Source organism: Actinophytocola sp. (assembly GCF_035942955.1).
In the GTDB taxonomy this organism is placed as follows: Bacteria; Actinomycetota; Actinomycetes; order Mycobacteriales; family Pseudonocardiaceae; genus DASYTH01.
Genome location: NZ_DASZCQ010000247.1, coordinates 16,376 through 27,145, shown reverse-complemented (window position 1 = coordinate 27,145; position 10,770 = coordinate 16,376). Strand labels below are relative to the sequence as shown.

The window sequence follows — 10,770 nt, the reverse complement described above, 5'->3', positions numbered from 1 at the left end:
CGGGCGCGGGCGCCCGGACGGTTCCGGCCGCCCGCGGCCCTCGCGGGATGACCGCATCCGCCGTACGCACGCGGACGACGTGGTGGCCGCTGTCGCCGGGAGACAACGGCCACTACACAAGTGGCGTAATCTTGACTGATCTCAGATGACTTTTCTACATTCGAACCCTGATACAGGGCTACCATCGGGGACATTCCTGATCACCTAATGGTCTTGCCGCTGTACACGTCTCCCGTGGGGGGCTGAGATGCTTCGCTATCGCGTTCTGGGTCCGATAGAGATTCAGGCCGACGACGGACCCGTCGAGATACCGGGCAGGTTTCAACGCACGCTGCTGGCGGCCCTCCTGGTCAACACGGGCAGGCTGGTGATGGCCCACTCGCTGGTCGACGAGCTGTGGGGGGCCCATCCGCCGGGCAACTCCGAGAACGCGCTGCAGGCGCACGTCAGCCGGCTGCGCCGCACGCTGACCAAGGCGCAACCGCACCGCTCCGCGCCGCACATCGTCAGCCTTCCGTCCGGATACCGGCTGCTGGTCGAGCCGGACGAGGTGGACGCGGACCGGTTCATCCGGGCGGTCGGCTACGTCCGGTCGCGGCCGGACCTCGACCCGGCAGAAACCACCCGCCGGCTGCGCGACGCGCTGGCGCTGTGGCGCGGCGCGGCGTTCGGCGGTGACATCGGCGGGTTCATCTGCCAGGCCGCCGCCATCCGCTACGACGAGCACCGGTCGTCGGCGCTCGAGCTGCTCTTCGAGACCGAGCTGCTCATCGGGCGGCACGCGCAGGTCATCGCCGAGCTGAGCGAGTTCGTGGAGTCGGACTCGGTCAACGAGAAGCTGTGCGCCCAGCTGATGGTCGCCCTGTACCGCGCGGGCCGGCAGACCGACGCGCTCGCCCTCTACCGGCGGGTCCGCGGGCGCCTCGCCGACGAGCTCGGCATCGAGCCCAGCCCCACCCTGCGCAACTGCGAGCGGGCGATACTGTCCCACGACCCGATGCTCGAGGCGAGGTCCCAGCCGATCGCGCTACGTGGCTGAGCCGTCGGTGTAGTATGCTGCGACAGATACTATATCGACGACGTTATAGGCGGCTGGCTTGAATAAGCCCTCTGATCCAGCGAGCTTCGAGGCGGAGACCGCCGGCCGCCTCGGTGACCTCATCAAGCGGGCCGAGCAGGCCGTCACCCTGGAGAAGACCAAGGCGTTGCGCGACCTGGAGCTGACCGTGCCGCAGTACACCGTGCTGCTCGCGCTGTCCTACACCGGCGGCGCGTCCGGCGCCCAGCTCGCCCGGATCTGCCTGGTCACCCCGCAGACCATGACCACGGTGCTGTCCAACCTCGAGGCCAAGGAGCTCGTCGCGCGGGAAACCTCCAGCCTGCACCAGAAGGTGCTCGTCACCACCCTGACCCGCACCGGCCGCGCGGTCCTCAAGAAGGCCGACGCCAAGATCCGCGCGGTCGAGGACCGGCTGACGTCGGCCTTCGACGCCCGCGACCGGGCCACCCTCATGCGCCTGCTGACCCAGGCGACGCACATGCTCAACGGCGCCGGCTAGCAGTCCGCTAGGCCACCCGCGCCGCGTCGGCGTCCCACACCGCCGGCGGGGTGGGCTCGGGATTGCCCGTCCACAGTGGATCGAGGTTCATCGCGACGCCGTGCACGGCGAGCTGGCCGAGCGCGTCCTGCAGCGTCGTGCAGCCGTTCTTTCCCTTGACGTCGAGGGTGACCGCGCGGTAGTCGGTGGCGTCGAGGATCTGCCAGACCAGCTTGGTCAGCGTGCCGCCGGCCCCGACCTCCACGAACGTCCGCACGCCCCGCGCGTACATCGCGTGCACCTCGTCGACCCAGCGGACCGGCGCCGCGATGTGCTCGGCGAGCCGGCCGCGGATGTCGTCCGGGTCGGCCGGATACAGCCCGGCATCGGCGTTGCCGAACACGGGCAGCCGCGGGCGGCAGATGCGGGCGCCGGCCAGGTGGTCGAGCAGCTGCCGGCCGGCGCTGGCCACGATCGGGCTGTGGTACGCCGACGCCAGGTTGAGCCGCCGGTTCTTCACGTCGCGCGCGGTGAGCCGGTCCTCGAGGTCGGCGATGGCCCGCGTCGTGCCGGACACGATGATCTGCCGCGGTGCGTTGTGGTTGGCCAGCCACAGCTCGTCCGGGTAGCCCTGCGCGACGACCGCCTGGATCTCCTCGCGGGACGCGGCGACGGCGATCATCGCACCGGGGATCGTGGCGGCGTCGCGCTGCGCCTCGCCCCGGCGCCGGGCCAGCCGCAGCAGGGTCTCGGCGTCGAAGACCCCGGCGACGTGCAGGGCGACGAGCTCACCGAAGCTGTGGCCGCCCACGCAGTCCGGGCGGATGTCCAGCGCCTCGAGCACGTTGAGCAGCGCGCGGCACTGCACGGCGAGCGCCGGCTGGGTCCACTCGGTCGCGCTCAACAGCTCCTGCTGGGCGTTGCGCCCGGCGGCCGTGACCGCCGGAACCGGGAACACGACGCCGGCCAGCGGCCGGTCGCCGAGCTCGACCGACGCGGCCTCGTCCCAGGCCCGCTGTGCCTGCGGGAAATGCATCGCCACGTCGGCGCCCATGCCCACGTACTGGCTGGCCTGCCCGGGAAACAGGAAGGCGACCTCGCCCGGCGCGGTCGGGCCGGCGCCGTAGTGCACCCCGTTCGGCAGCGAGACCGTCCGATGTGGATTCTCCTCGATCGCGCGCACGGCCTGGTCGAGCTTGACCCGCAGATCCTCGGCGTCGGCCACGGTGAGCGCGAGGCGGTGCGCGTCGGTCCGCCGGAAGTCCAGTTGCGACCGGCGGGCGGTCCACAGTAGATCCGTGGGGCCGACGCCCCGGATGCCGGCGATCAGCCGGTCCGCCGTCGGCGCGCTCAGCAGCACCAGCTCGGTGGGCAGCGTGCGCGACCGCGGTGGGCGCCGGCCAGCCGACCCGGCGCCCGGGACGTACTCCTCGACGGCGACGTGGACGTTGGTGCCGCCGTAGCCGAAGCTGGACACCGAGGCGCGGCGCGGATGATCGCCGGCGCGCACCCAGGGTCGCACCGCGGTGTTGAGGTAGAGCGGGCTGCCCTCGAGCTCGGGCCGGCCGCCGGGAGTGCTCACCGTGCTCGTGGGTGGCAGAACCTTGTGGTGCAGGGCAAGAACGGCCTTGAGCAGACCCGCGGTGCCGGCCGCCGCCCTGGTGTGGCCGATCTGCGAGGTGACCGAGCCGACGGCCGCCCACTGCCGGTCGGCGCGCCCCGACTCGTCGAATACCGCGCGCAGCGCGCCGAGCTCGGCCGCGTCGCCGGCGCCGTGCGCCTCGACCAGCTCGACGGTCTCCGGCCCGTAGCCGGCGACGGCGTATGCGGCGCGCAGCGCCCGCCCCTGCCCGGCGGACGGGTCGCCGGTCGCCTTGCACCGGCCGTTGGAGGCGATCCCGATGCCGCGGATCACGCCGTAGACGGCGTTGCCGTCGCGTTCGGCGTCGGCGAGCCGCTTCAGCGCGAACATCACCAGACCCGCGCCGGTCTGCACGCCCCCGGTGAGGACCAGGTCGGCCCGCCCGAGCGTGAGCTCGTCCACCCCGCTCGACACCGCCGCCAGCGAGCTCGCCCACGCGGCGTCGGTCGTATAGTCGCTCCCCCGCAAATCGAACCCGCCGGCGACGACGGCGTTGAGCATTCCCGGAAAGGTGGCCTCGCGCGCCGCCGGTTCCATCCACTCGGTGCCGATGATCACGCTGGTGCGCTCCGGCGCGGCCGGGCCGGACACGTCCGCGAGCGCCTGCCCGGCAACGAGCAACGCCAACCGTTCGGTGCCGTCGGCCGCCGGGATCCCCACGCCGGCCAGGTCCCGTCCGGTCACCACCATTCGCCAGAACTCAGCCGGATTCCGGGACCCGGGCAGCAGCGCGCCAATTCCCACAATTGCGATCGGCGGCTGAGGAGGCTGCGGTAAAGGCATGGCGGCTCCGAGTCGACGGTGTAGCCGAATTGTGACTCGGCGCCGCAAACTCTTACTTGAGTAACGGCCGACAAACTAGGGTTGGCCCGTGGAGATCGTGTACCGGACCGCGCGCGAGCTGGCCGAGCTGCTGCGGCGTCGCGAGGTGTCGGCCCGCGAGGTCGTCCAGGCTCACCTTGACCGGGTCGAGCGGGTCGACCCGGCGGTGAACGCGATCGCGACGCTCACCGCGGAGCGGGCGCTCGACGAGGCCACGGCGGCCGACGAGCGCATCGCCGGCGGCGAGCCGATCGGGCCGCTGCACGGGATTCCCTTGGTGTACAAGGACACCCACGACACCGCCGGAATACGCACGACGTACGGCTCGCCGTTGCTCGCCGGCAACGTGCCCAAACGGGACGAGCTGGCCGTCGCGCGGCTGCGCGCCGCCGGGGCGATCACCCTCGGCAAGTCGAACGTGCCCGAGTTCGGCGCCGGCTCGCACACGTTCAACCAGCTGTTCGGCGCGACCCGCAACCCGTACGCGCTGTCCCGGTCCGCGGGCGGCAGCAGCGGCGGCGCGGCCGCGGCGCTGGCCTCCGGGATGTGCGCGCTGGCCGACGGCAGCGACATGGGTGGCTCGATCCGCAACCCCGCGTCGTTCTGCAACGTGGTCGGGCTTCGGCCGTCCCCGGGCCGGGTGCCGACCTGGCCGAACCTCACGCCGTGGTCGCCGCTTTCGGTGCAGGGCCCGCTGGCGCGCACCGTGGCCGACGCGGCGCTGCTGCTGTCCGTGCAGGCCGGTCCGGACCCGCGCTGCCCCTTCGCCCTCGACGAGCCGGGCGAGCGGTTCGCCGAGCCGATGGATCCGGACCTGTCCGGGCTGCGCGTGGCCTGGACACCCGACCTCGGCGGCACGGTTCCGGTCGACCCGGACGTCGCCGCGGTGCTCGCAGACCTCCCCACCGTCCTGTCCGGACTCGGGTGCCGCGTCGAACCCGACGGCCCCGACCTGTCCGGCGGCGACGAGGTGTTCCGCACCCTGCGCGCGTGGCAGTTCGAGCTGATCCTCGGCGAGCTGTACGACCGGCACGCCGACCGGCTCAAGCCGAGCCTGCGCGACAACATCGCGCTCGGCCGCCGCCTCACCGGTCCGGACATCGGGCGCGCGCACCGGTTGCAGGCCGCCCTGCACGAGCGGGTGGGCGAGTTCTTCACCCGGCACGACGTGCTCGTGCTCCCGGTCAGCCAGGTGGCGCCGTTCCCGGTCGAATGGGAGTACCCGGCCGAGGTGGCCGGCCGGCACATGACCGACTACATCGAGTGGATGCGCTCGGCCTACCTGATCAGCGTCACCGGCTGCCCCGCGCTGTCCGTGCCCGCCGGGTTCACTGTGGACGGTCTGCCGATCGGCCTCCAGATCGTCACCCCACCCCGCGCCGACGCGCTGGCCCTGCGCGTCGGCCTCGCCCTCGAGCAGGCCACCGGCTTCGGCCAGCGCCGGCCGGACCTGCCCTGACCGAGGCTACGTGCGGATGACGAACAGCAGGTCCGCGCCCGAGGTGGCACCCCACACCTGGGAGGCTCGGCCGAGCAACTGGCGGGCGCTGCCGGCGCCGTCCGGCAGGCCGATCGTGGTGAACCGCTCGGTGGCCGGGTCGAAGCGCACAATGGTGTCGGCCCCGAAGTCGCTGGCCCAGACCATGTCGCGGTCGTCGACGTAGACCGCGTAGGTCTGCGGGCCGCCGCCGGGCAGCTTCCACTCGCGCCACTGGCCGGAGGCGGGGTCGTAGCGGCCGAGCTGACCGGAGTTGTACTCGCTGACCCAGATCACGCCGCGGCTATCGGACCACACCCGGCGGGCGCCCTGCCCGGCGGTGGGCGGGTCGATCGGGGTCGCCGCGCCGGTCGCGGTGTCGATCCTGGCGATGTGGTTTCCGGCCAGCGAGGCGTAGTAGATCTCCCCGGACGGCGTGGCCGTGACGCCGTACGGTCCGCGCCCGCGCGGCGCGTCGTGCACGGTCATCGCGCCGGTCGCCGGGTCGAGCCGGCCGTAGAACCCGGCCTGGCCGGTGAACCACAGCACGCCCCGGCCGTCGAAGGCGGCGGTGTTGAGGTTGACGTTGGGCCGGTCGCCCGGCAGGTCGAAGCGCCGCACCTCGCGGGTGGCGCCGTCGACCCGCACGATCGCGTTCAGGCCGCCGTCGGTCACCCAGGCCGCGCCGTCACCGCCGACGATGACGCCGTGCGGCCGCGATCCCGGCCCGAGGGGCACGCGGGTGACGGCCCGGCTGGTCGGGTCGAGGTGGCCGAGGTAGCCGGCGTGCTGCGCGGTGAACCACACACCGCCGTCCGCAGCGGGGGCGACGTCGTGCGGCCCGGCGCCGGCCGGCAGCTCGAACGTCTCCAGCCGGGGCGAATCGTCCACTGTGGACGGAGTGGGGGTGGTCGCCGTCGGGGCGCCGGTGGTCGGACCGGACCCGGCGTCCGCCGTGCAGGCCGCGACGGCGATCAGCGCCGCGGCAGCCGTGGCGATCGCGTGCCGCACGGGTCAAGTCCACCAGACGGCACCGAAAATCGGCGTAAGCGGGATCAGGGGGTGCGCCGGCGAAGCAGGTAGGTGTCCATGATCCATCCCTTGCGGGCACGGGCCTGCGCGCGCAGCGGCGGGATGCGCTCGGCGACCTCGGCCAGCGGCCCGGCGAGGGTGATCTCGTCCGGGGTGCCGAGGTACGCGCCCCAGTAGATGTCGATGCCGGGGTCGTCGAGCCCGGTGAACGCACACTGCGCGTCGAGCATCACCACCACGTCGTCCACGCCGTCCGGGAAGCCCTCCGCCGCCAGCCGGCGACCGGTGGTGATCTGCACCGGCCTGCCGATCTGGTTGACGCTGGTGCGGTGCCGGGCGGCGAGCGCGGACACGCTGCTGATCCCGGGGACGACCGTGTAGTCGAACGGCACGGTCCCGCGCCGCTTCACCTGTTCGATCACCGCGATCGTGTTGTCGTACAACGTGGGATCGCCCCAGCACAGCACCCCGCCGACGGCGTCGTCGGCGAGCTCGTCGCGGAACATCCGCTCGTAGAGATCGGCGCGGCGGTGGTGCCACTCCGCCACGGTGGCCACGTAGTCCGCGGGAGCCCGGTCGCGGTCGGCGTCGACCGCCTGGACCACGCGGTAACCGGGCCGCTCGACGTACCGCTCCAGGATCGCCCGCCGCGCGTCGACCAGGTCCTTCTTGGCGTCCCCCTTGTCGAGCAGGAAGAACACGTCGACCTCGTTGAGCCGGTTGATCGCCTGGACGGTCAGGTGCTCCGGATCGCCCGCGCCGATGCCGATGAGGTAGACCTTCCGCATGGCGGCAGGATACGGAACCGATGACTGACCGGCTGGTGATCGCGGCGCCCGCGTCCGGCAGCGGCAAGACGACCGTGGCCACCGGCCTGCTGGCCGCGCTGCGCGCCAGGGGCACGGTCGCCGCCCCGTTCAAGGTCGGGCCGGACTACATCGACCCCGGCTACCACACGCTCGCCGCCGGGCGGGCCGGCCGGAACCTGGACCCGATCCTGGTCGGCGAGCACCGGATCGCCCCGCTGCTGCGGCACGGGGCCGCCGGCGCCGACCTGGCCGTGATCGAGGGCGTCATGGGCATGTTCGACGGCCGGTCCGTCGACTCGGACCTCGGCTCGACCGCCCACGTGGCCAAGCTGCTCGCCGCCCCGGTGATCCTGGTGGTCGACGCGTGGGGCCAGGCCCGCAGCATCGCCGCGGTGCTGCACGGGTTCCGCGGGTTCGACCCCGACGTGCGGCTGGCCGGCGTGATCGCCAACCGGGTCGGCTCCCCCACCCACGCCCGGATCCTGTCCCGCGCCTGCGACCAGGTCGGGCTGCCGCTGCTCGGCGCGCTCCCCCGCACCGAGCTGGTCGAGCTCCCGTCACGCCACCTGGGCCTGGTCACCGCCGCCGAGCACGGGCCGGAGGCCACCGCCGCCATCGACGCCATGACCGAGCTCATCTCCGGCCACGTCGACCTCGACGCCATCACCCGTCTCGCGGCCGCCGCCCCGCCCCTCACCGCCACCCCCTGGAACCCCGCCGCCGAGGTCACCCCCGTCCCCGGATCCCCCCTGATCGCCGTCGCCGGCGGCCCCGCCTTCACCTTCGGCTACGCCGAGCACCTCGACCTGCTCACCGCCGCCGGCGCCCGCATCGCCGTCTTCGACCCCCTCCGCGACCCCGGCCTCCCCCAAGGCACCGCCGGCGTGGTCCTCCCCGGCGGCTTCCCCGAACAGCACGCCGAAGCCCTGTCCGCCAACACCCCCCTACGCCACGCCATCCGCGACTTCGCCCGCGCCGGCGGCCCCCTGCACGCCGAGTGCGGCGGCCTGCTGTTTCTGGTCCGCACCCTCGACGGCCACCCCATGTGCGCCGTCCTCGACGCCGACGCGAAAATGACGAACCGCCTCACCCTCGGCTACCGTGACGCCACCGCCGCCGCTGACTCCATCCTTGGGCCCAAGGGCTCCCCCCACACCGGCCACGAGTTCCACCGAACCACCGTCCACCCCTCCGCCAGCACCCCACCCGCCTGGCACTGGCCCACCCCCGACGGCACCCCCCACCCCGAAGGCTTCGTCCACGGCAACGTCCACGCCTCCTACCTCCACACCCACCCCGCCGGAAACCCCCGGCTCATCCAGCAATTCGTCCGCGCCTGCTGTTGATCATGGTTGTGGGGGCCCGGAATTGTCGGGCCACCACCCCGGAGTGCCTAGCCGGACAACGCCGAGCCGATCGCCTTCGTGAGCTCGGCGACCGTGTTGACCAGCGGAGTCACGGGTTTGACCACGGTGTTGAGCTTGTCCAGGATGCGGCTGAGCGTGCCGCGGTCGGGCTCGGGTTTGGCCAGCTCCTCCCGCAGCCGCTCGGCCGTGGCGACGGCGGTGGCGGGGAGCTCGGCCCGGTGCCGGTCCAGCAGGGTCATCAGCTCGGTGAGCAGCTCGCCGGCGCCGGCGGGCGCGGTGAAGCGCTGGCCGTGGCTGATCGCGCGGGCGTGGGGGCCGACGGCCTGGTTGCCGACGTTGCTGGTGCCGCCGGATTGTTGGATGCCGTAGTTGGCCGAGCTTTCCCGCACGACTTTCCCTTCTGTCAGGCCGGTTTCCCGGCCGCCGGTCGGGCGGCTTCCGGCGTGGGGAACTGCACGGTCGCGGTGGCCTCGCTGCCGACGGCCTGGTTGCCCACATTGCTGATCCCGCCGGTTTGAATGATGCCCTGGTTGAGAATGGTCATCTGGCGGTTGCGGAACTCGGTGGTGTCCACGTCGTGCTCGTCGAGGAAATCCAGCAGCGCGGTCAGCACGTGGCGCTCGATGAGCTTGAGATGCTTGGCGGCGTCGGTCTTCTGGAAGTAGTTGTGGTAGTTGTCGTCGGTGGCTTCCTCACGGACGCTGAACCCGGCGCCGTAGTTGTAGCCGAGGTCCTGCCGGGCGATCGCGCGTTCCACGGTTCCGCGTCGCTCCCACCGCCACCGGAAGTTGAGGTCCCGCACCACACGGACGGGGGCACGCCGCAACGCGCTCGGCAACCCGCTGGCCGCCCTGGCCAGCAGCCGGCCGAGCGCGGCGGCGGTCAGCAGCGGGGTGAGCCGGTCCACGTCGTGGTACTGCTGCCACAGCGGGCCGAGGATCGTGCGGTCACACTGCAGGTAGAGCAGCCGCCCGTCGGTGGAGAAATGCAGGAACGTGCTGGCGACCACCTCGCCGCCCCACGACGGCACCTGCGCGCAGAGGTAGTGCCGGGCCGAGCCGTGCGGCCGCGCGGCGAGCCGGGTCACGTCCTCGTCCGGCAACTGCTGCCGGGGCGCCTGGTTGCGATCGGGCAGGATCGTCGGGTGCGCGGTGAGCGCGTCGCCGCTGACGAACACCCGGTCGGTGAGGAACAGGCCGGGCAGCGCATCCGGCTGCGTGCCGATCGAGCTCAGCCGGTCGCGCATGTAGCCCACCAGCTCGACGGTGTCCAGCAACACCACGTTCTGCCCGTCGGCCGACGCCTCGGCGTCACTGCGCAGCGTGGGCAGGGCGAACGACCAGCTGGACACGGTCGGGCCGTACCCGACGAACGGGGTGAACCCGTCGTAGACGGTGACGTTGCCGCGTTCGGCGTCCTCGATCTGGCTCAGCCGTTCGGACAGCCACTCCTGGCCGGGTGGCAGCGACGGGGCCGCGTCCGGGCGGAACCTGGCGCGGGTGAGCTCGCGCAGCAGGGTCTGGCGGATCTGCCACTCGTTCCACACCATCAGCGCGTACATCGCCAGGCCGGTCAGCAGCGCCAACCACGGCAACCCGACCAGCCATTCGGCCACGGCCGGTTCGGTCGGTTCGTCCACTGTGGCCGGCTCGACGGCCCCGAGCGCGGACACCATCAGCACCGACAGGATCAGCAGTACCGCAAGGGACACCAGGGCGAGCACCGCGTCGCGCAGCCGGCGCGACTCCCCGGCCCGCCGGGCCAGGCTCCCGCCGATCGGAAGGATCACCAGCAGCGCAATGATTGTCCACAATGGAGAGAGAATCAGCGCGAGCAGCGTGGCCGCCAGCAGGCCCCAGTCCCGCACCCGGAACTGCCGGCGCCCGGCAAGGCCGTGCAGCAGCACCGGGCGCAGCGACAACCCCACCGACGGCGCGACCGCGTGCAGGTCGTCACGGAGCAGCTCCTTGGTCATCCGCTCGGCGAACCGCTCGTCGGTGCGGGCCGCCACGCACAGATAGCGGGTCGTGTCGTCGGCGGAGAACGCCGGCGGCTGATCCACCGCTCGTTTCATCGATTCCCC

Annotated in this window: 9 protein-coding genes; 4 read left to right on the top strand and 5 right to left on the bottom strand. The window is 72.6% G+C overall.

Annotation, left to right across the window (positions count from 1 at the left end; all coding sequences use genetic code 11):
• Positions 1-247: 247 nt before the first annotated feature.
• A complete protein-coding gene (locus VGX25_RS25695; RefSeq protein WP_326920471.1) occupies positions 248-1,039 on the top strand; it encodes an AfsR/SARP family transcriptional regulator in 792 nt (263 codons plus the stop codon).
• 58 nt (positions 1,040-1,097) lie between these two features.
• The gene (locus VGX25_RS25690; RefSeq protein ID WP_326920470.1) at positions 1,098-1,559 is read left to right on the top strand and encodes a MarR family winged helix-turn-helix transcriptional regulator; all 462 of its coding nucleotides are present in this window, start codon (positions 1,098-1,100) and stop codon (positions 1,557-1,559) included.
• 7 nt (positions 1,560-1,566) lie between these two features.
• Here the strand turns inward: VGX25_RS25690 and VGX25_RS25685 are convergent, their stop codons facing one another.
• A complete protein-coding gene (locus VGX25_RS25685) occupies positions 1,567-3,963 on the bottom strand; it encodes an acyltransferase domain-containing protein (protein WP_326920469.1) in 2,397 nt (798 codons plus the stop codon).
• A gap of 88 nt (positions 3,964-4,051) precedes the next feature.
• Between VGX25_RS25685 and VGX25_RS25680 the strand changes: the two genes are divergently transcribed.
• Positions 4,052-5,461, top strand: a complete 1,410-nt coding sequence (locus tag VGX25_RS25680) for an amidase (RefSeq protein WP_326920468.1) — start codon at positions 4,052-4,054, stop codon at positions 5,459-5,461.
• A gap of 6 nt (positions 5,462-5,467) precedes the next feature.
• On the opposite strand, the gene VGX25_RS25675 is transcribed toward VGX25_RS25680, so the two are convergent.
• Together VGX25_RS25675 and cobF are read right to left on the bottom strand one after the other, a co-directional pair.
• On the bottom strand, positions 5,468-6,490 hold the full coding sequence (locus VGX25_RS25675) for a virginiamycin B lyase family protein (RefSeq protein WP_326920467.1): 1,023 nt from the start codon (positions 6,488-6,490) through the stop codon (positions 5,468-5,470).
• Between the two features lie 44 nt (positions 6,491-6,534).
• The gene (cobF, locus tag VGX25_RS25670; RefSeq protein ID WP_326920466.1) at positions 6,535-7,299 is read right to left on the bottom strand and encodes a precorrin-6A synthase (deacetylating); all 765 of its coding nucleotides are present in this window, start codon (positions 7,297-7,299) and stop codon (positions 6,535-6,537) included.
• A 20-nt stretch (positions 7,300-7,319) separates the two neighbouring features.
• Between cobF and VGX25_RS25665 the strand changes: the two genes are divergently transcribed.
• Positions 7,320-8,666: a cobyrinate a,c-diamide synthase gene (locus VGX25_RS25665; protein WP_326920465.1), complete on the top strand. Its 1,347-nt coding sequence runs from the start codon at positions 7,320-7,322 to the stop codon at positions 8,664-8,666.
• A 47-nt stretch (positions 8,667-8,713) separates the two neighbouring features.
• Here VGX25_RS25665 and VGX25_RS25660 read toward each other — a convergent pair whose 3' ends face one another.
• A complete protein-coding gene (locus VGX25_RS25660) occupies positions 8,714-9,076 on the bottom strand; it encodes a hypothetical protein (protein WP_326920464.1) in 363 nt (120 codons plus the stop codon).
• Between the two features lie 14 nt (positions 9,077-9,090).
• Complete coding sequence (locus tag VGX25_RS25655) at positions 9,091-10,761, bottom strand: hypothetical protein (RefSeq protein ID WP_326920463.1); 1,671 nt, start codon at positions 10,759-10,761, stop codon at positions 9,091-9,093.
• Between the last annotated feature and the right edge of the window lie 9 nt (positions 10,762-10,770).

Coding starts and splice junctions, on each gene's coding strand:
- VGX25_RS25695 (WP_326920471.1), top strand. CDS start 248: ATGCTTCGCTATCGCGTTCTGGGTCCGATAGAGATTCAGGCCGACGAC.
- VGX25_RS25685 (WP_326920469.1), bottom strand. CDS start 3,963: ATGCCTTTACCGCAGCCTCCTCAGCCGCCGATCGCAATTGTGGGAATT.
- cobF (WP_326920466.1), bottom strand. CDS start 7,299: ATGCGGAAGGTCTACCTCATCGGCATCGGCGCGGGCGATCCGGAGCAC.
- VGX25_RS25665 (WP_326920465.1), top strand. CDS start 7,320: ATGACTGACCGGCTGGTGATCGCGGCGCCCGCGTCCGGCAGCGGCAAG.
- VGX25_RS25655 (WP_326920463.1), bottom strand. CDS start 10,761: ATGAAACGAGCGGTGGATCAGCCGCCGGCGTTCTCCGCCGACGACACG.